General features: G+C 66.4%; 9 protein-coding genes and 1 pseudogene. 6 read left to right on the top strand and 4 right to left on the bottom strand.

The window, feature by feature from the left end:
* Positions 1-647: 647 nt before the first annotated feature.
* A complete protein-coding gene (locus ACWGIU_RS05130) occupies positions 648-1,868 on the bottom strand; it encodes a hypothetical protein (RefSeq protein WP_453702549.1) in 1,221 nt (406 codons plus the stop codon).
* 215 nt (positions 1,869-2,083) lie between these two features.
* Here ACWGIU_RS05130 and ACWGIU_RS05125 point away from each other — a divergent pair, with 215 nt between their 5' ends.
* From ACWGIU_RS05125 to ACWGIU_RS05110, 4 genes are all read left to right on the top strand, one after another.
* On the top strand, positions 2,084-2,377 hold the full coding sequence (locus ACWGIU_RS05125; RefSeq protein WP_453702547.1) for a hypothetical protein: 294 nt from the start codon (positions 2,084-2,086) through the stop codon (positions 2,375-2,377).
* A gap of 618 nt (positions 2,378-2,995) precedes the next feature.
* Complete coding sequence (locus tag ACWGIU_RS05120; RefSeq protein ID WP_453702545.1) at positions 2,996-5,881, top strand: tetratricopeptide repeat protein; 2,886 nt, start codon at positions 2,996-2,998, stop codon at positions 5,879-5,881.
* Positions 5,882-6,200: 319 nt separating this feature from the next.
* Positions 6,201-6,455 (top strand): hypothetical protein, encoded by a 255-nt coding sequence (locus ACWGIU_RS05115; protein WP_453702544.1) that lies wholly within the window; start codon positions 6,201-6,203, stop codon positions 6,453-6,455.
* Between the two features lie 42 nt (positions 6,456-6,497).
* Positions 6,498-7,061: a transposase family protein gene (locus ACWGIU_RS05110; RefSeq protein WP_453702542.1), complete on the top strand. Its 564-nt coding sequence runs from the start codon at positions 6,498-6,500 to the stop codon at positions 7,059-7,061.
* A 370-nt stretch (positions 7,062-7,431) separates the two neighbouring features.
* Here the strand turns inward: ACWGIU_RS05110 and ACWGIU_RS05105 are convergent, their stop codons facing one another.
* Positions 7,432-7,926 carry a hypothetical protein gene (locus ACWGIU_RS05105; protein ID WP_453702540.1) on the bottom strand — a complete coding sequence of 165 codons (495 nt, stop codon included), beginning with the start codon at positions 7,924-7,926 and terminating at the stop codon, positions 7,432-7,434.
* A gap of 10 nt (positions 7,927-7,936) precedes the next feature.
* Positions 7,937-18,355 carry a LamG-like jellyroll fold domain-containing protein gene (locus tag ACWGIU_RS05100; RefSeq protein ID WP_453702538.1) on the bottom strand — a complete coding sequence of 3,473 codons (10,419 nt, stop codon included), beginning with the start codon at positions 18,353-18,355 and terminating at the stop codon, positions 7,937-7,939.
* A gap of 658 nt (positions 18,356-19,013) precedes the next feature.
* Here ACWGIU_RS05100 and ACWGIU_RS05095 point away from each other — a divergent pair.
* Positions 19,014-19,433 (top strand): annotated as a pseudogene (locus ACWGIU_RS05095) (DUF6207 family protein); the annotation flags it as partial.
* A gap of 180 nt (positions 19,434-19,613) precedes the next feature.
* On the opposite strand, the gene ACWGIU_RS05090 reads toward ACWGIU_RS05095, so the two are convergent.
* Positions 19,614-19,886, bottom strand: a complete 273-nt coding sequence (locus ACWGIU_RS05090) for a hypothetical protein (RefSeq protein ID WP_453702551.1) — start codon at positions 19,884-19,886, stop codon at positions 19,614-19,616.
* Positions 19,887-20,498: 612 nt separating this feature from the next.
* Between ACWGIU_RS05090 and ACWGIU_RS05085 the strand changes: the two genes are divergently transcribed.
* Positions 20,499-20,900 carry a peptidase inhibitor family I36 protein gene (locus tag ACWGIU_RS05085; protein WP_453702536.1) on the top strand — a complete coding sequence of 134 codons (402 nt, stop codon included), beginning with the start codon at positions 20,499-20,501 and terminating at the stop codon, positions 20,898-20,900.
* The last annotated feature ends 332 nt before the right edge of the window (positions 20,901-21,232 follow it).

Below are 21,232 nucleotides of genomic sequence, written 5' to 3'. Positions count from 1 at the left end.
GCGCAAGCGCAGGCATTGAATTCCGCAAGCGGAATTCAGAAGTACCTATCCGCGCAAGCGGATAGGTGGAGCCCCGCAAGCGGGACTCCGGCCCGGTCCGCTGCGCTCCCCGGGACGGGGCGTCCGCTGACGCTCCCGCCCTGCGGCTCCGCCGCGCTGGCAAAGGTGGATGGTGGCTGATGCATCGTGCTCTCACCTGTGTAGTATCCGGGATTTTCCACCACCACCTCCCGGAAGGCCGGCTGACGGACCATCGACTGGGCTACCCCTCAGCCGTCCCCGGCCAACTGCGGTTCCCCTGCACGCAGAAAATCCCGGACCGCCACGGGCCACGCAGCGTCCCGGCATCCCTCACGCGTGATGCAGCATGTACTGACTGCGAATCCACCGGACATCACTCGGCTCCAGCACGCTGGCCTCCGAGTCAAACACATGCCCGCGCATGAAGCGTGTGCATCACAACCGATGGCCTGTGTAAGACCCAGAACTTCCCGCCACCACTAGGCCGCGCACAAGACGACACCTGGCGACGACAACATTCTGTTTTCCTCGCCACCTGCAGAATGCGCATGTGGATTTCAACTTTGTATTCGGTCAGGGTGTTTCGTTTGTTATTCGGTGCAGGGTGGCTTGCGGCAGATCGCGCCTCAACTGTCACCTGAGCTACGGCCGCTGCCGAATATACGAATCAGACTGAGAATGTCGGTGTGATTCGTCTTCCACAGGGTGTCTTCTAGTGGCTTCAGTCGCGGCCGGGACCGCATGGATCCAATAGCATGGGCAAGCTTGACAATGTCTCCCGGCTCGCATGTGTCCTTGATGGCCTTAACCAGATGCGGAAAACTTGACGCTGCCCTCTCAGACCCTGCCGCCATCAGGGTTAGGTCTGCGCATTCACCGATGCCTCGTACTCTGAGCTGGTTGATTAGCTCAGCAAGTGCTGGCCCATCGCGCCATTTGCCCGCACCCCTGAGAATTCCTGCTAGTGCCTCCGTCTCTTTCTTCTCCTTGAAGTCAAGAATGATTTCGACCGTCGAGAAGGTGTTCCGGACGACGCCAACCCTCTCAGTGACAACGTAGGCCGAGAGATTTTGACCGTCTCTGCGGAACGCCTCGATAATAGTGAGCAAGTCTCGCACTGTGCGATTCTTGGCAATCGAATCGAGGAGAATGCGATCGTCACCGAAATGCCCGTCGGTGCGAAGGAACTCTACGACTGGAATGATCTTTTGCGGGTCTCCGCGGCTGCCCAGATCCTGCATAAGCTGCACGGCGTGAAGACTTTTCCCTTGTTCCCGCAGCTCATTTACGAGAATTTCCCATGTTCGAGGGTGCAGGTTGTCCAGCAGCCCTTCGATGAGACCGGAGACGGTTTCCTCTGATACAAGGTCCGAGATTCGCTGCGCGGTGGATCGGACTGAAATGTCGGACGCCCGTTCTACAGGCGGGACGGCCGGGGCTTTTGCAAGCCAGCTGAGCAGCTGGTCCTGAGAAAGGGGATGGACGGCTTCTGGCCGCGGGTTGCTGTTCTGTCGATCTCGCTTACTTTTCTCGGCGGCGTTCCAGATGCTGCGTGCCTCGCTCCGTCTGGACATGGCGACTTCGGCGCTTTCGGAGCAGATGTCGATCACGGCTTCTACGAAATCCCACCTCAGTGCTATGCCACTGAGCCACTCGGAGATAGTCGAAGTAGACGGCACTTTATCGAGGTCGTGAAAGTGTTCGGAAGTCAGCTGGCTCTGCAGGCCGCTGATCCTGACACCGGAGACATCGAGCCACCCCCGCAGCAAGATCGCTAAGTTGTTGAGCTCGGCCTGGGTGCCGCGAGTCGGCCCCCAGCGCCTGCCGGTCTTCCGAGGTTGATCCATGCGCCCCATCCCCACCCGCGCCCTCGGACGACTGGGCAGGGGCTCCGTCGAGTCGTTCTCCGGAGTTGTCCGGATGCCGTTTGCTGCAGGTCATTCCAGCACAGCAGGGTCGTACCAGCAGCCCTTTCTCCTGAAAGAGCTTGCTCAGGGAGGGCCTGCCGGGCTCGGCATCGCAACCATCCGGCAGGCCCTCAGCACCCCCGCGAGGAGGCACCATGAACCACCCTAAGGGCTCTCCCGGCCGCTGCCGAGAGGCTCTGATCGCCTATCTGGCTGCTCTGGCCACCGGCATCATCCTTGTCATCCTGGGCGTCAGCCCCACGGCCGTCATCACCGTTGCCCTCGGTGTAAGCGTGCTGTTCGAGAAGTTCAGCGCATCGCAGCGCGAGGGCAGCCGGCCTAGCGCGCTGAACCAGACGTCTGCGACTGGCCCCAGGCCGGCTGAGGAGCCTGCCGAGATCGACGAATCTACAGAAGACGGAGATTCCGGGGTTTCAGAGCGAAGCTGACGCGGCGTTTCCGTTTGGATAGACCGAGAGAGGGGAGTGGGCGCCGCACAGCTGTGCATCGGCGTCCCTCCCCGCTACAGGTCATCAACTCAATTCTCTCTTCTGGAGGTCTTGGCAAGGAAATCTTGAAGCCACTTCCACTGCTGCTGCGGGCTCGGGCCCTCTGGACTCGAAGTAATTGGCGGGGGCGGTGGCTTGTAGGAAGCGAGTGCCCTCTTCATCAGCTTGTCAGTCTCCAGTGGGTCGGTCCATGGGTCGTTGGCTTCGTCGCGTTCTACCCATCTCTGCACCGCTGCTGTGAAAACATCACGCTTATCCATAGGGTTCTCCCTTCTTTGTGGGATTACTTTTTTGCAGTCTGCAGTGGTTGGATGATTAAGGGTTGCGCTGTTGGACTGGCGGCTGGACACCGGGGATCGTCAGGTCTTCGAACCGGATAGGCGGCTGCGAGGAAGGTTCGCGGGGCAGGTTAAGCAGCTGGAGCTGGTGGACATGCTGTACGTCTGAGGTCTCCTGCGGGGGCGGGATGTTCGAAAGAGGAGTACAAGGGGGCGGAGTACCAGTGCAGCGGGAGCTGCGCGGGGCAGGAATGCAGGCGCATACGCACGGCAGGGGGGCATGGTGGCTGGAGAGGGTACTGGTCCGGGCGGGCAGTGGGAAGTGATGCAGCCGGTTAATCCGGCGGCGGGCGAGCTGTCCGAGTACTTGCGTGCTCGGGTGGACAGTGCTGGCAAGGATTTACTCGTCCTGTCGGGTGAAATCGGGTACTCCGCCAGCAACATTGCTTTCTACTTGAGTGGTCAGATACCTCCTCCGGGGTTCGTGAGGGCGCTGATCGGAGCGACTGTTTCTGCGGAGTTGCGTCAGGTCCGGGAGATCGAAGCCTTTATTGTGCTCGGCAGGGCGATGCGTCCGTCCCCGGCGTCGGCGGGCTTGGCTCCTTCCCCGGAAGCCGATGCAGATGTAGAAGCTGAGATGGCCGACGGCGCCAAGGTCTGGGCGCTGGGGGCTGCGACGTATGACCGCATGGCCCTGGTTATGGGTCAGCAGGCGGACATCCGTCAGTCAGCTGACTATCTGAGGCAACTGGTCTGGGCCTTGGACAGCATGATTCATCACTGTACGGGTCAGATTGACGTTCTTATGGACGAACGCGATCAGGTCGCTAGCGGTGGGGAGCGGCGGGGCGTCCAGCGGCGGCTTGCTACGGCGCGGGCGAATCTGGGCCGGTGGGTGAACGAGCTCGTCCACGCCCAGGAGCGCTTGCAGCAGGCTTCGGCCCTGTCGGCTGCCTTGGAAGATCAGGTCTACGGGCTTGCTGATGAGCTCACCCGCCTGCCGGGGGAGGAGTCCGACCTGGGCAGTCGCCTACGCGATCTTGCCTTGGTGTGTGGGGGAGGCGGAGCGGCCGGAGGTTTTCAGCTTGGCGGCACCGGGGATCTGGTGGAGCGGGTGCGGGTTGCGGTGGATGAGACCATCAGCCGCATCGCTGTTGAGTGCGGCGATACGGTTCGCCCCTTCGTCTCGGGCACGGCCGGCTCAGCCGTACAGCTGCTTACTGCGGCGGAGGCTGCCTTGCGGGCGGGAGACTTTCCGGAAGCGGCCCATCTGTATCGGTTGCTGGCCGCCAAATCGGCCAGCTATCTGGGGCCAGAGCATGAGGAATCGCTGTGCGCCCAGGACATGGTTGCCGAGTGCACCTGGGCGGCGGGCGATCCAGCCGCGGCACGCGACCTGACGGCGGGTCTCGTCCTGGTACGTGGGCGTGTTCTGGGGGTTGAGCATCCAGCGACCCTCTTCAGCCGCCACCGGCATGCCTGTTACACGGGTGAAGCTGGCGATGCTGCCGGGGCGCGTGATCTCTTCTCCGCCCTGGTTGCTCATCGGAAGCGGCTTCTGGGGTCGAAACATTCCAGCACTCTCATGACCCGCCAGCAGCATGCTCACTACGTCGGTGTGGCCGGGGACCTTGCGTCCGCGCGTGAGCTGTTTGCCGAACTCGTGGCCGACTGCCAGGGGATGCTGGGCGCTGACCATCTGCTCACCCTCACTAGCCGCCTGCAGCATGCTCACTACACCGGCACGGTCGGGGACCTTGCGTCCGCGCGTGAGCTGTATGCCGAACTCGTGGCCGACTGTCAGCGGGTCCTGGGCCCTGACCACCCGCACACCCTTGCTGGCCGCCATCAGCACGCCCACTACACCAGTGCGGCCGGCGACCCTGGCACCGCGCGCGATCTCATGGGGGACGTCATGCTCGATCGCGAACGCGTCCTGGGGCCTGACCATCCGCACACCCTCACCAGCCGGCACCAGCACGCGTATGACACGGGTGTAGCCGCTGATGTGGTCGACGCGCTGGAACTCATGGGCGCCGTCGTTCTCGATCGCGAACGCGTCCTGGGACGCGAACATCCCCAGACCCTCTCCAGCCGGCATCAGCACGCCCATTACGCCGGTGAAGCCGGATATCCCGGTACCGCACGTGACCTGTACTCCTACCTGGTCGATCTCCGGACCGGGGTCCTGGGGCCCGACCATCCCGACACCCTCACCAGCCGGCACCAGCACGCCCACTACACGGGGGCCGCGGGGGACCCTGCCGCCGCGAGCGAGCTCTATCGTGTCCTCGTCACTGATCGCGAACGCGTCCTGGGGGCCGGGCACCCGCACACCTTCCTCAGCCGCCACCAGCACGCCTACTACATCAGCGCTGCTGGCGACCCTGACACTGCGCGCGGCCTTACAGCCTCTCTCATCACTGATGAATGCCGTGTCCTGGGGCCGGATCATCCCGAGACGCTCCGCAGCCGCCACCAGCATGCCGACTGCACCGGCGCGGCCGGGGAGCCCGGGACCGCCCGTGATCTGTACGCCGACCTCGTGGAGGACTGCGAACGTGTTCTGGGGGGCACCCATCCGATCACCCTCGTCTGCTGGTACCAGGGGGCCTTCTACACCGCTGAAGCCGGAGACCTGGAGACCGCTCGCGATCTCTACCTCCACCTCATCACCCGCTGCGAACGCGCGTGGGGGCCCGACCACACTGATGTGCTTATCAGCCGTCAGGAACATGCTGAATGCACCGGTGCAGCAGGTGACCCCGGCGCTGCCCGTGATCTGTACTGGGTCCTCGTCGCTGACTGCGAGCGAGTCCTGGGCCGCAATCCTGCCCAGGTCCGCGCCAACCGGCGGCAGCATGCTTACTACACCGGTGAGGCCGGCGACCACGAAGCCGCACGCGACCTCATGGCAGTCCTCGTCGTGGACGAGAGCCGTCTCGTGGGAGCCGACCACCCTGACACTCTCCTCAGCCGTAGGCAGCATGCACAGCACACGGCCGCCGCAGGCGACCTTGAAAGCGCACTCCGCCTCTGCTCCGACCTCGTCACGGACTGCGTACGCGTTCTGGGGCCTGATCATCCCCAGACCATCGCCAGCCGCCGCGCACTGCTCGCCGTCTCCACCGCATACAGAGGCGATCCGCAGAACGGCTCGGTCTGAATCCAAGCTCGGGCAGACGGCCTCGTCCCAAGCGCCGAGTCCTCGGAGCCGGTCATGTCACCGGCGCCTTCGGCTGATGCAGCTCTGTGCGCCGACGGAGGTTCTGATACTCACTGAACAGGTGAGGGCGCAGGTGCTGAACGGAGCCACTTCCGAAAACGAGACGTACCGGGCAAGGCGCACAGCCTACGAGACCGCTGCCCGAGCCCTCCGTGAAGCAATGCGTCGCGACCTGGACGTCGTCCCCGACCAGACCTAACGAGCTCGTGCATGGTTGGCGGTGATGCGTCGGGGCGGCTTGGTCCCTGATCATGTTCGTGTGGTGGGGAACAGGACTCGTGCAGAGATCATCAGCGACCGGAGGATCACAGGGCTCTCGGCCGACGTGATCGCCGAACTCGTTGCCGAGGCAGGCCCGTTATGGCACGAACGACATCAGGCGAGACTGGAGTCCAGGCCACGCCAGCGGGCCGTCGGCGCCGGTGCAAAGCACCGGCTGGTCTTCATCGACCGGCTCCTGGCCACGCTCGTCCACCTTCGCCACGGTGCCACTCACGACGTGCTGGCCTGCTGATTCGGCGTCGACCGCTCCACGATCACCCGTGCCATCGGAGAGGTGCGTCCGCTGCTGGCAACCCGCGGCTGCACCATCGCGCCCGGCATCCGACTCCGCACCCTCGCCGAGGTCATCGACCACCTGGGAGCCAGCGGACAGACCGGGATCATCGACGGCACCGAGATCCGGGTCCGCCGGCCCGCCATCGGCCGCAAGGACCAGGAGAAGTTCATCTCCGGCAAGAACAAGCAGAACGCGGTCAAGGCCATGGTCCTCACCGACACCGACGGCAGGCTCCTGTTCTGCAGCCCAGCCCAGCCCGCAAGCTGCGCCGACATCACCCACGCGCGGCAGTTAGGCCTGGTCAAGCACCTGACTGACAGCCCCGTGGCCGTGGAGATCCTCGCTGACGCCGGCTACCAGGGCCTGGGAGCCCAGGCCGGCGGCCGCACCGTGACGCCACCGCACCGCAAGTTCAAGAGGAACCCGCCGGAGTGGTACGAGGAGACTACGAGCGCCAACGCAAGGCGCACTCCTCGCGCCGGATCCGGGTCGAGCACGGCATCGCACACCTCAAGAACTGGCGAGCCCTCGCCCGCCACCACGGCCGCCGCGAGCACATGAGCGACACGATCCAAGCGGTCGCCAGCCTGCTCTCACACCAGCAGACCGCCACCCTCAGCGGCCATCAGCGACAGTGACCACCTGGCCGGCCCGCACCTTCCGACGCATCACCGCCAACCATGCACGAGCTCGTTAGCAGCCGCGGCCTGCGCTGGTCTGATGTGACTGCCCTGGGGCCGACCCACACGGGGTATGGCAAGGTCCGTGTTCTCGGCCCCAGGCGGCCGGGGCTGGCAAGGAAGGATGGTGCTGCGGCTGAAGTTCACGTGCAGCCGTACAAAGCCCTTCCCCGGCTCATTCCCAGCCCTACTCTGCCGAGCTTTCCTTTGAGTGAGGAGCCCGAGGACAGCCAACCGAATGTCGGACGATTTCAGTTACTAAGCTCAAAATCGTGTCGCTTGGGCCACTCTGGCAGCCAATCAGTTTCTATCTCGCCACGAAAAACACCCAGGAGCCATTCCTCGACACCAATTTCCGTTTCGTGCCAATCACCCCAGTTCCGCCGGAAGGCCGCGACCGTCCAATTCCCCGCGCTACCGTCCGGAACAAGAAAGAGACGATCACCTTCGATGGTGTGCCCCCAGAGCAGCATCCCACCAGGCCGCGGGAGGACTGGATTTACGATGTGACGGGAGCCGCCACCTTCAACATAATCGCTCATCCAGACCCCCTTCTCCTTAAGGGTTCGGGGCCCATAAATGAACATGAAGTCATCGATCAGAGCGTCTCCATAGGAACATGCGACCCTATGGATCTCAGGAGGCAACCGTACCGCCCAGTCTTCCTCCACCTTTGCGAGGCTTCTCTCCTCGCGCCATGGCGATGGCCCCAGGATCTCAACCAGTTGAGCAAAAGAGTCGCCCATAGAAATCTCCTCACCAGCACTTATAAGTGGCCGCAGCAGTGTTATCGAATTCGCATCGAACATCTTTCGTGCCGAAGGACGTGAATTTTATCTTCGTAGGAATCGGGGAGCTCGCGTCACCGTAGACAGGCCGCACATCCACAAACTGATGCCCCCCGTCCTTAATCGATTTCACAACCACATCTTCCGCATGGTCGTACATTGCCTGATTTGCCGCTTGATACATAGGAACGAAGTTCCGCGTGTCCTTATTCGATCCACCCATCGCGAATCCTATTAGATGCCCACGCGCGCGATCATCCGATGGGAGGTCTTTGAGACCGAGCAAGGGGAACTTCAGAGCTGGCCGAGGCGGAGGAGTGTAGTCGAGCTGAGTGAGTGCGGCGTAAGCACCCGTCGCCACGCATGCGCCAGCGTGGCGCATCCTGGGAAGGTAGACCTTGTTCCCGTCCCAACCAGCCCCGGTGTCACAGGCATCATCGTCATCTCCTGCGCCCGGGTTGCTGCCTGGCACCGCGCTGTAACCCGCAATAGGATCCGGCGCCTGGTCGGGGGTGAGGGCGGCACCGTTCGCGATCTGAGCCAACAGACTGTTCGCGTCAAGGACTGTGTCCCAGCCCTTGCTGGGGTCCCAGCTTCCGTTCTTCGGATCCCAGTTGATTCGGACGATGAGTTCGCTGGCCGGTTCATTGGGGTTCTGCGGCGGGGGCGGAGGCGGAGGCGGCCCGACCGGAGTGGACAGCGTGCAGTACCGCCGGCATGGAGGTGCGCTTGACCCACCGCCTGACCCGCCGCGTGACCTGCCACGTGACCCGCCGTCTGCCCGGGTGTTCTGCTGCGGGTAAACACGGCTTCCGCCGGTGGGGAACGAGCCCACGCCACACAACCAGTGGTTGCACCCACTTCCGAAGATGCTGGACCCAAAGCGACGCGGTTCGGGAGCGTACGCCGGCGTCGGGGCCATAACCTCCCCGAAGACACGGACGGAGATGCCGATCGGGTTCGCCCTGACTCCCCACGAAAGTGCTGTGAAGGCCGTATTCCAATAGCTCCCGGCTGGGGGTTGCGTGCGCTCGGGGGCCAGGTAAATCCGCGTGTCGGTCGTGGTGTCGTGCCCGGTCGGGTCGGTGGCGTTGAGGGGGCTCGCGTTGGCGTAGGTGTAGCGGTTGGCCTGGACGGACGGGTTGGGGTCGAGTTGCCAGGTGTCGCGGCTGGTGAAGCTGCCGATGCCGGGCTGGTACCAGCGAGCGGCCATATTGACTTCGCCGGTCGCTGAGTCGGTCCAGCCGGACTGGAAGCCGACGTTGGGGTTGCTTCCCTGGCTGGCGGTGGCCTTCCCGAAGGGGTCGAAGGCGCGGGAGCCAGCGACGGCGGTTCCGTCGGGCACCAGGCTGGCGACCAGGTCGGTGTGCTGGTCGGTCACGGCGAGGCGTGCTGTTGCGGTCTGCCCGGTGACTCCGGTGGACAGGACGGTCCCGTGGGGCAGGCGGGTGTAGGTGTTGGCGCCGTCGGTGACCAGGTTGTTGGAACCCCCGTCGTAGGTGAAGGCGGTGCCGTTGTGCGTCATGACGCGGTCGAGGCTGTCGTAGGTGAAGGTGCTGGTGCCGTTGGTGATGGTGCGTTCCAAGGCGTCGGTCTGGATGGTGCGGGTGGCGCCTGCGGTTTCCGTGATGGTTTTCTCTGTGCCGCGGGCGCTGTAGGCGTAGGTTTCGGTGCCCCAGGTCTCCAGGCGGTTGCGGGAGTCGTAGGTGCCGGTGGTGTTGCCCCGCTTGGTGAGGTTGCCGGCGTTGTCCCACTCGTATGGGGTGCTGGAGGTGCCGTCGTTCCATGAGGTCATGCGGCCGGCGAGGTCGTACGTGTAGGTGTTGGGGGCCGCGCCGGTGGTGCCGGTGGTGGTCTTCTTCACCAGTTGGTCGGCGAGGTCGTAGTCGTAGGCCTGGCCTTGGACGTCGCCGCCTGCGGTCCGGGTGACGGTGTCCTTGGTGAGGCGGCCCAGGCTGTCGTAGGTGTAGGTGCGCTTAGCGGTGGGCGTGTAGGTGCCGCCCGTGCCGGGGCGTGCGTACTGCTCGAGTGTGGGGCGGCCGGCTGCGTCGAAGTCGGTCTGTATCTGGGTGCCGGTGAGCGGGTCGAGGGCAGTGTCGAGTCGGCCGTTCACGTCGTAGGTGAATGCCGTGGTGCCGGACGCGTCCTTGCGGGACGTCATGCTGCCGTCGGCGTCATAGGTGTAGGCGGACTTGCCCGAAGGGCCATCGGTAGTGAGGAGCTGTCCGCGGTCGTTGTATGTGTAGGAGTTGTCGGCCAGGACGCCGTCTCCGCCGGAGCCTGTCATGCGGCCTGCGAGGTCGTAGGAGAGCGTGCGGGGGCGGGTGGCCGCTGCGGTACCGGTGCCGGTTTCGTTGGTGAGGCGACCGAGGGCGTCGTAGGTGCGCTGGCGCTTGACGTTGCCGGGCAGGAGTTCGCTGATCGGCTGGCCTGCGGCGTCGTAGGTGGTGGTCCAGGTGCGGACGTCTGGGTTCCAGTGCTGGGTGGTGGGCGGTTCGATCGTCGATTCCGGCAGGCCCCACGGCGTGAAGGTGTAGGAGGTGGCCTTGCCGCGGCCGTCGGTCAGGCGGGTCTGGTTGCCCGCCGAGTCGTAGCCGAAGGAGGTCGTGATCGAGTCGGTACCGGTGATGGGCTCGGTCTGCTTGGTCTTGCGGCCGAGTGCGTCGTAGGTGTAGGTGCGGCGGGAGCCGGTGGCGGAGGTGGATGCCGTCAGGTTGCCGTCGGCGTCGTATTCGGAGGAGACCGTGCGCAGGGCGGTGTTTCCGGTACCGAAGTCAGTGGCCGTGAGGGGTGCGCCCAGGACGTCGTACGTAGTGGTGGTCTTGCGGGCGGTGGCGTCCTTGGTCTCGATGGTGCGGCCGAGGCCGTCATAGACGAACCGGGTGATGCCGCCCTGGGGGTCGGTCACCGTCAGGACTTCGCCGGCCGTGCTGTGCGTGGCTGTGGTTTTGCGGCCGGCAGGCGTGGTGGATGCCGTCTGGTTGCTCGCGTCGTCCCAGGTGTATCGGGACACCAGATTCTGGGGGGTGGGCTTTCGTTCGACGGTGGTCGCGGTGAGCTGGCGGCCGAGTTGGTCGTGGGTCGCTTCGGTGCGGGCGCCGGTGGGGTCGGTCGCGGAAAGGGGCAGGCCGGTGGGTGTCCACGTGTAGGTGCTGACGCCGCCGCCGGAGAGGGACGTGCTGGTGCCGTTGAAGGTGGCGGCTCCCGGGGCCTGGAGACCCGTCGCTGCGGTTGCGGGGTCGGTCTTGCGAATCAGGTTGCCCAGCTGGTCGTAGTCGAAGAGTGTGGCCCGTCCGAGGGGGTCGGTCTGCGACGTGGGGCGGCCGAGCGGGTCGTAGGCGGTGCGTGCCACGGCGGTGATCTTCGTGCCGCCCGGCGGGGTGTAGTCGGGGAGCGTGACCGCGGTGGGGCGGCCCAGCTTGTCGGTCTCGACTCGGGTCACCATGCCGCGTGCGTCACGTGTCTCGGTGGTCTCGGCGAAGGTGTTGTAGCCGGTGAGGGTTTTGGGTGTGACAGGGGTGGCCGTGCCGCCGTTCTCCTCGGCCTGGACCTGTGGCGCGGTCTGCTCGACCAGCCGTCCGAGTGTGTCGTAGCGGTTGGTGGTGGTGTTGCCCCGGGGGCTGACTTCGGTGAGCGGAAGTCCGCGTTGGTCGAAGGTGGCCGAGCTGGTTCGGGTGCCGGTGCCGTCGGTGATGGTGGACTTCTTGGGGTTGCCGCCTGCGTCGTACTCGGTGGTGGCGGTCAGCTTCTTGCCGGAGCCGTCGATGGACTGCGTCGACTCGGTGATCCTGTCATCGCCGTCGTAGGCCATGGTCGTCACACGGTTGAGGCCGTTGGGGTCGATCACCGTGCGCGTGGTGCGGCCGGTAGCGTCGACGGTGCTGGTCACCGTGGTGCGGCCGCCGCCGGTGGTCTGCTGGGTGAGGTGGCCCGCGCCGTCGTATTCGTTGGCTTCCAGGACGATGTCGTGCTTGCTGCCGTCGGACTGGCTGACGTCCTTGGCCGTGACCTTGGCCTTGAGGCCGTCGTCGAAGTAGGTGAACGCGGTGGTGGCGCCCATGGCATCGGTCGTGGAAGCCAGGCGGCCTGCAGGGTCGTAGGAGTAGGAGGCCGTGACCAGGTCACGCGTCTGGCCGGAAGGATCGCCCGTCCAGTCCTTGAGGACTGTCTCGGCGACCTGGCCGCGCGGGGTGTAGGTGTAGGTGGTGACGTTGCCCGTGGGGTCCGTCTCGCGGTTGATCCGACCCAGTGCGTCGTGCCCGTAGGTGGCCTCATTGCCGGCTGCGTCGACGCGGCTGTCGTTGAGGCCACGCGTGTTGTACCGGTAGGTGTTGGTGCGCTTCGGGTCTCCGCCGGTGGTGTCCTCGGTCGACTCCGTCAGGAGGTTGCCGTCGTCGTCGTATGTGCGTGAGGTGCGGGCGGTGTGGGTGACGCCGGTGATCTCGTTCTTCACTCCGGGCCCGGTCCCGGAGGTGATCCTGGACATGGCGTTGTACGTGAATCCGGTCGTCACGCCCTCGGGCTGTGTCGCCGAAATTTGAGTCTCGGTCGCCGTTCGGCCGATGCCGTCGTAGGTGTACTTGATGACCAGGCCGGAGGCCGCCGTCGACTGTGCTGTGTCCCCGCTCGCGTAGTAGCTGTAGGAGACGGTGGCTCCGCCAGGCGTCTTACGGGTGGCGACCAGGCCTGCGGGAGTGTTTCCGCCACCGACGGCAGGCTCGTTGCCGGTGGTGTAGGTGCTCTTCAACGTACGGCCGTCGGCGAGTGTGACGGCGTCCGTCAGACCGAGTGACGTGTAGGAGGTGGTCGTCCTGTAACGGTCGTCGGTTGCGCCCGTCGAGCGTGCATCGCGGACGGCGGTCCGCTTGCCGTTCTTCGGGTCCAGGGGGTCGGCAGCGTTGTAGTAGTACTCGGCGAACGAGGTCCAGCAGGAATCCGCATCCCGGCAGTTGGTCGTCGAGACGGTGTTGCCGCGCTCGTCGTGGCCGGTGACGGTCGCATGGCCGTTGGGGTCGGTGACGGTGTGGAGGAAGCCGCCCGTGTCGTAGGCGTAGGTCGTCACGCCGCCCTCCGCGTCGGTCGATGCGGTACGGCGCTGGCCGCGGACAGCGTCATAGGTGCTGGTGGTCTTGGCACCCATGGGGTTGGTGACGGTGACGGTCGACGAGAGGGAGGAGCCCGAGGCGAGGGTGCGGGCGTTGTAGTGCTTCGCGATCTGCTCGCCCGTCAGGGGGCGGGGGTAGACGGCGACCTCGTCGAGCTGACCGGTGAAGTAGGTGATGCCGTCACCTGGGGAGGCGGGCCAGGCCTTGGTATAGCCGGCGCCGATGTAGGTGTGCTTGTTGGTTTCGTGGTCGACGGGAACGTTGTTGGCCTGGGCGACCTGGGCGCCGTCGAGATACAGCGTCTGGGTGGAGCCCTGGGCGGTGAGGGCTGCGTGGTGCCACTGGTTGTCCGTCACCGTGCCCGGTGAGGTGTTGGTGGGCGTGGTGCCCGGGGTGAAGTACTGACCGTGGAGCTTGTTGTCGGCGCCTACGTAGAGCACGGGTGCCCAGTTGGCCGATGCCTCAGGGAGCGGCTGGGTCTGGTTGCTGAGGAGGACGCCGGGCTTGCTGGTCTTGAACCAGAGCTCGACCGAGAGGTCGGTGTCGGGGATGATCCCGGCGCCGGGGAGCTGTGCGTAGCCGTCGCCGGTGAATTCGGCTGCGGTGCGGTCGCCGCTTCCGAAGGTGCCGGGTGTGGCGAGTTTTGCCTTGGTGTAGGTGCCGTTGCCGCCGGTTGCGGTGATCTTGTTGGTGACGCGGGTTCCGGTGGTCTCGTCGAGCTGCCAGTAGCTGGTGGGGGCGTCTGCCATGACGGCGCCCTGGTACTGGTCGCCGCTGCCGGTGACGAGGCGGGTGCGGGCCTTGTAGTGGTCGGCGACGGTGGCGGCGCTGAGTTCCTTGTTGTAGAACGCGGCCTCGTCGAGCTGGCCGGAGAAGTAGCGCGTGCCTTCCGGTCGTCCGTCCCAGGCCCAGTGGGAGTAGCCGGCGCCGAGGTAGGCCTGTACGACGGTCTCGGGCTTGACGGCGCCGGCCTGGAAGCCGACCTTCGCGCCGTCCAGGTACATCGTCTGGCCTGCGGCGCCGCCGGTGAGTGCGACGTGGTGCCATTGGTTGTCGGTCACCGGTTGGGTGCTGGTGATCGAGGTGCCCTTGGTGCCGCGCCACAGTTCGCCGCGGAGTTTGCCGTCGGCGTCGATGAGGAGGCTGGGGTTCCATTGGGTGGGGGTGGTACCGAGGTCGGCGTTCTGGAGTCCGACGAGGACGCCGTTGGGCTTGTCGGTGCGGAACCACATCTCGACGGCGAGGGTGGTTGCGCCGCCGATGGTTTCGGCGGGGACGTCGACGGCGCCCTTGGTGCCGTCAAGGGTGATCGAGCCGTCGTCTCCGTCGAGAAAGGCGCCGACCGAGCCGAGGGTGACACCCTCGTGGTACGAGCCGTTTCCACCGCTGGATATCTCGTCGGCGGCGGCCGCTCCGCTGGTGTCGCCCAGGCGCCAGTAGTTGACCGGGCTCGTCCCCTGCACGGCGGACGCGTAGGCCTGGGAGCCTGCGGAGTAGCGGGGTGCGGAGATCTGCCAGGTGCCGCCGGACTGGTCGGTGACCTGGGTGGCTCTCTCGGTGTCGCTGTCGTAGGCGATCTGGGCGGCGGTCCGACCTGAGGGCAGTGTGGACTTGGTCAGCTTGGACGTGCCGGTGCGTGCGTCGTAGTGGGCGCGGACCGTGCCGGCGTCCAGGGCGCGGTGGTAGACGGCGACGTCGTCCATGGCGCCGTTGAAGTAGCGGACCTCCTGGGCGGGGTTGCCGTCCCAGGCCACGCTGGAGAAGCCGGCGCCCAGGTAGGTGAACGTCTTGGCGCTGTGGTCCACGGTCCCGGTGCGCGAGCCGACGCTCTGACCGTCGAGGTAGAGGGTTTCGCCGGTTCCGTTGCTGGTGAGGACCGCGTGGTGCCATGTTCCGTCCGTGACCACGGCGGTCGAGGTCATCGGGGCTTTCCATTCGCCGGCGAGCTCGAAGCCGCCGCGAAGCTTGCCGGACGTATCGATGACGAGGGCCGGGTTCCACATGTACGGCTTGCCGTCGGTGATCCGCTTGTCCTGGAATCCGAGGAGGACGCCGGGGTTGGTGGTCTTGAACCAAAGTTCGGCGGTCAGGATCTTGGAGGAGGAGAGCGTGGCTTCGGGGAGTTCCACGTAGGAGGTGGTGCCGTTGAACGTGGTCGCCTTGTTGCCGGTGCCGGTCAGGACTCCTGGGATGCCGAGGGTGACGTTGCGGTAGCGGCCGGCGTTCAGTCCCGTACGCGAGACCGCCTCGCTGGCGGCGGTCGAGCCCTCGGCCTCGTTCAGGCGCCAGTAGGAGATCGGGTTGGCGTCGAGGACGGTGCTGCGGTACTGCGAGCCGCCGGTGTACTCGTAGACGGAGCAGGCGGTCGTGGAGGTGGGCGGGCAGACCTTGGTGAGGCGCCCGTTGCTGTAGGTGTAGGTCCAGGTGAGCGCCGGAGAGCCGGGGCCGATGGCGTCGGTGGAGACCGAGCTGATCTGGCCGCCGCTCCAGGTGAAGGTCAGCGTGCGCTTGGACAGGGCGTCTGTTGCCTTCGTCAGCAGGCCGCCGGTGTAGGTGAGGAGCTGCTCGCGGCCGTGGGCGTCGGTGGTCTTGGTCAGCAGACCGGTGGCGTTGAAGGTGTACAGAGTGGCGCTGGCGTCGCGCAGCGTCCATCCGCCGCCGGGTATGGCGGTCAGGACACCCATCGAGCCGGAGGGCGCGCTGTAGGTGCCGTCGTTGTTTCGGCCGAAGCGGACCTGGCTGCCGTTGGCGAGGGTGATGAGGACGTTCCCGTCGGCTTCGGGCTTGGCGCGCATGTCCCATCGGGTGGCCCAGCCCGTGCCGAAGGCGTTGCCCTGGCGGGGGTCCTGCGAGTTGTAGGTGCGGGTGACGGCGAGTTCCGGTCCGATGACCGGCACGGCGGCATCGGTAGCGGCGGTCGCGTAGTTGCCGGCGCGCTCGCCGAAACTGCGGCCGCTGTCAGCGCCTCCAAGGTGCGAGGTGATCACGGGCTGCGGCACCTGGGTCGTCAGGATGGAGGCGCCGGGCTGGCTGGACTGGGCCTGTCCGTCATTGGCGTACGCATACCACGCGTACCTCTTGGACCAGGTGAGCCAGCCGCTGGGCACCATCCAGCTCCGGGAGGAGCTGGATGGCGACTGGCGGCAGTTCTTGCGGGTGTCGGCGCCTTCGACCTCGCACACCTCGAACATGTACGTCAGCGCGCTGTTGGGGTAGAAGTCCTTGTCGGTGGCGGCGGCCCACAAGGTCGGGGTCAGGGTGTCGCTGAGGGCGCCGCTCGCCGGTGCCAGACCTGTCAGCTGCGGCGGAATGTTGACGGCCTCGAAGCGGACGGCTGCGCCCGGCACTCCTGCCGCCTGGAACGAGCTCGCTCCGTAGTCGTCCATCGTCCACACCAGCGTGTACGTCGCCGGGGCGAGCGGAGCGATGGCCGCGTCCAGCGTGACCGAGCCGCCGGGCGGGACGTCGTGCGGCATGTCAGTCCAGCGGATCTTGCTCCAGTAGTCCCCACCGACCAGGTTGTTGTTGGCGTCGTAGAGGTCGTAGCGGAGCTTGAAGTTGCCGCCGGCCGGCCAGGTCTGCTGTCCCTTGTTGGTGACGGTGACCTTGAAGGTGCCTTCGGAGGTGGCGGTCATGGGCCTGACGAAGCCGCCGAGCTGGTAGGTGGCACCGTACTGGGTCCACGTCACATTCAGGCTGGGCTTGCCGGCGCCCCCGTTGGCCTCGGCGCTGTCGGAGTGGAACTGCTTCCAGCTGCTGGAGTCCGAGGTCGAGGCCTTCACCGCCAGGCCGTAGTTCGCCCTGCGGCCGTGGGTCCAGTCGTCGACGAGCTGTCGCCCCGATTCTCCCAGGGAGATGCTCTCCCAGCCCGGGGCGCAGTTCCAGCTGGTGGCGCCCGCAGGCCGCCAGCCGTGCGCGAAGGACTTCGAGCCCAGCGCGGACCCGGTGGCGGGCCCGGGCATGGTCGTGGTCGAGGACTCGGACCAGTTCGAGGTGATCTCGTGGACGGTCACCGGCCGCGCGTTGCAGGAGTAGGACCAGGAGTTCCACAGGCTCAGGTCGGCCGCGATGACCCACGCGTTGTTCAGGCTGCTGGTGACGCTGTCGAAGCGGAGGAACGCCGCGGCCTTGGAGGCACCGCCGTCGGGGGTTCCGACCTTGAGGAGGTCGCTGCTGGAGTTGTTCGCGTTGTACGGCGACTGAACATAGGTACCGGAGTTCGCACGGACGCCGGTCACATCGACCGACGGGTCCACCTTCACCGGGTAGACACGTTCCGGGGCCGCCAGCCACTGGGCATCCATGGTCACCACGAGGACCTGGCGGCTGCCCTCGGTGGCGAGGCTGTACTTCACACCGGCCGAGATCGCGCCCTCGTTGGACCTCTCACCGATGTTGGAGTCCTCCATCCAGCCGGTGGGCATCCAGCCGCGCTCAGTGCCCTCCGCGTCGAGGTATACGACGTTTCCGTTGGCGTCCAGCTTGGCCGTCAGGCCGGAGAGCTCCAGCGGGAACCGCCACTGGGTCGGCGCGCTCTTGTCCTTGAGGACGAGCGTCTCCTTGATGGAGTCGGCGCCCGCCACGAGTTCGACATCCGAGGACGGACGCACATCCGGGTAGGTGATTTTGCTGCCCGCCACCTGGCCCTGGGAGTGTGCGACGCCCTCAATGCCGTATCCGAGGGAGTACTTCCCCTCGACTCCGAGACGCACGAGCGGATTTCCGTCCGCGTGCTCGGCGAAGAACACCGGGTCGTCCGTCGACCGCGGCTCCCATCCAGAACTGGACGCGCTCATCGCCCAGGCGCCCTTGGGGCGAGCCAGGGAAGTGTCGATCGCCTTCCAAGTTCCCTCACGGGAAAGGAAATTGACCTGCTCGTCGTAATACTGCGTGGTGTAGGTGCCGTCCTCGTTGTGGAAGGTACGAGAGCGCTGCTCACGCTTGTCGAGCTGCTCGACGCTGCGCTTGGGGTCGAACCCGGCCGACCCGACCTGCTTGGGCACATCGACAGCCTTGACCTGCGGAATCTTCGCCTGCGGCTCACCGCCGAGATTCACTGGAGCCGCGCCCGCAGCAGGCAAAAGCTCACCGGGGGCCTTCTGTGCCCCGCGGCGGCCTCCTTCGGCGTCAGCGTCCGTGGCATCCCCGGAGGCGTCATGCCCGCGGCCGCGCGCCGAGCCCCAGGCCTGTTCCGGGCGCTCGCCAGCACCCGGGACCTTCTTGGCGATGACCCACTGATTGACCGCCAGGGCGGCCTGCTCCGTGCCGGCAAGAACAGCCATGACGAAAACGATGACAACAACGAACGGACGCGCGATGCGCACGGAAAGCCCCCACCCAAGCGATCAAGAGGGGGCCAGTTCTATTCGCAGAGCAGACCTCGAACAAGTCCGCCTGATGCTCCGTTAGCCAAGCGGCCAAGGAGCTCGGCACTAATAAATCCAAGAAAATCTTGATTAACTGACCCGCCGTCCAGCAACTTAAACCACCGCAATGAGAGAAACATCACAGCATATCCGGGAACCAGATACCGCCCCGACCCGGCTGAATCCTCGACTTCAGAGCACCTCACTCCGCGCCCTGGCCTGACGCCCGGCAGGGGGGAGCCACTTGACGCGCCCTCACCACAGCCGCCGAGGGCCGTCACGCGCGTCCCACGCTCGGTCGTCGACGTTGCGGAGATTGTCCGGTGCCTGGACCTCGCCCCCGGGTCGTACTGCACCAGGCCCGGGAGGCGCCAAGAAGCGCGGCAACAGCCAGACCCGTAGCCCGCGCCGCCTCCGTCCGCGCGCCGTACAGCGCCGGGCGGGAGCCGGCCGGGTTCGGCTCCGTGCTCCAGGGCCTGCTCGGCGACCGGGCCTGGGAGCTCCAGACCGCCGGCTCGACCGGGTTGGACCGCTGGCCGGATCGTGGCCGCCGTCGCACCGCAGCTGCCCGACCATGTCCAGGCCGTCGCCTTCGACCCGGAGACCGGCTGCCACCCTCTGTGTCCGGCACCTGCCCGCGCGCGAACGGGTGACCCCCCGCCCCGTAGCCGCAGATCGCGCAGCCTCACCGGCGCCTGCGGCCGCGGGATACGTTCTCGGGAGGTACGGGGTGCGGCCCTGGCCACCAGGGCCGCGACGGGGGCCGCACCCCGGCAGCACGAGAGCGTCCCGCCGGGCGATACCTGCGGCTGCGAGCCAGGTTCCAGTCCCTCGTGCGGGTGGAGCCGAGGCCGTCGGCGAACCGTCTCGCTCCCCCGCCGTCGCGGCGGTCATGAAGCCGGTCGACGAGCAGCACACCGCGGAGCCCGGCCTGGTGGTGCTGGACATCACCGGCGAGGACGAGGTCACCGTCCGGGCCGTCATGACCGCACTGAAAGAGCGCTGGGCGACCTCCCGCCTCGTCCCCGTGCGCCAGGATCCCGGCGAGCCCGGTGGTCCGGGCAGGTCTACGGCGATGTCCTGCGCCCGGGGCGGGAGCACTCGTAGCCGAAAGCCCGGGCAAGCCGCTTCTGGCGGGTGGCGTGCCCGGGTCGCCTTGGGCTTGCCCACGCGATCAGGCTTGCCCGGGGGCTGGCTCCCACAGCGGGCGGGCACGGCCGGTGCCGTCGCAGTGGAAGCACCAGCCGCGCCCGACCGTGCTGCGGGCCCCGATGGTGCCGACGGCCTGACGCAGAAGCTGGGTGAGGCCGTGGACGTGGGCCGGATGCAGGGTGAGTTCGTGACGGGTGCCCACCACGATTTCCAACGTCTCCCCGGGAAGGGCATGCCCGGTGTCCGAAAGAACAGCGTTCGTCAACGCGGATATCAGGTCGTGCAGGTGGGCCATGGTCTCTCCCCCGGACAGCTCTACCCGCGCCCCCCAGAGGGTGGCCGGCCAGGGGCCGACCGGTTCAGGGTGCGACTTCTGCCTCGCCTTGGCCGGCTGCCGACCCCGCCTGGGCTTACGTCGGGGCTCGGTGTGGAAGCCGATCCCCCGACGTCCCGGACCGATATCGAAAGCGGCTTGGAGACGGCGGAGCCATCGTCGAGCTGCTGTTGTACTTGACGCACCGTCAGCAGGAGTGCCGCTCGCTCACTGCGTCCCGCAGTGCCGCCGCCGTACACACCGGGCTGATGCCCGCCGATCTGCAGGAGATGACCGCGTACAGCCTCACCAAGGCGCACCGCCACGTCCGCGCACGCTCGCCGACGCCGCAGTGTCGGAGCACCAGGCGGCGGCGCTGGGGCATTCGCGGCGCACAGTGGTGAAGCGGTGCGCTCCCTGCGATCCAGCCGGACTGGGGACTATATGTGAAGATCCTGTCGCTTTCGGTAATCGCGCTGGCAGGGTGGGCGTGGATGTGTGGGCGTACCCGCGGCTTCCGGCGGCAGGGGGCTGGGTGCGGACCGTGCGGCGCCCGCTGCTCTGCACGACAGAAGCCGACCGAAGGAGTCCCACATGCGCGTTTCCAGGATTCTCACGATCGCCAGTACGACCGTCGTCCTGACGGCGGCGCTTGCCGGTGTCAGCCCTGCCCAGGCCCGGTCCGCGCCGGCCGGGACCGGTTCGGCCGTCACCGCTGCCCGGGACCAGATCCAGTGCCCCCGCGGATTCGTGTGCATCTACCCCGAGATCCACTTCGAGGGCCAGCCCTACGTCAAACGCGCCACCGACGGCTCGGTCCGGCACCTGCCGGACTACATCCGCGGCAAGGGCAGCTCGGTCATCAACAACAGCAGCCGCACCGCGAGGGTCTACCAAAAGACAACTACTTCGGCCGGCACGTGTGCGTCGGATCCGACGGCGGAACCATCGCAGACCTGCGCTCCTACCAACTCAACGACACCACCCACTCCCTGAAGAACAACACCACACCCTGCGGCGCGTAAGGAGGCAGGGGAGACCAAACGCGCCGCGCTCCGCTCCTGCCGGCAAGCCACGGGCGTCGACGGCGCACTTCTGGGGCGCCGCTTGCTCCCTGGCTCCGGTGAACATGGCCGACGAGCCGGCAAGCCATTAGGGGCCAGTCCGTGCCCTGCATCAGCACAGCCGGGACGGCATCGCCGAGGTGACCGCGCAGCTGGGCGGCCGACCAACCCGGCACCATCGCCCGGCGTGGCTTGGGCGCAGCAGTAAGGCGATGGCATGGAGCCCGGGCGTGTGGCCGTGCGCCTCGTGACGGAAAACAGTCG

The organism is Streptomyces sp. NPDC054840 (genome assembly GCF_053611065.1).
This window is presented reverse-complemented; position numbering and strand designations above follow the sequence as displayed.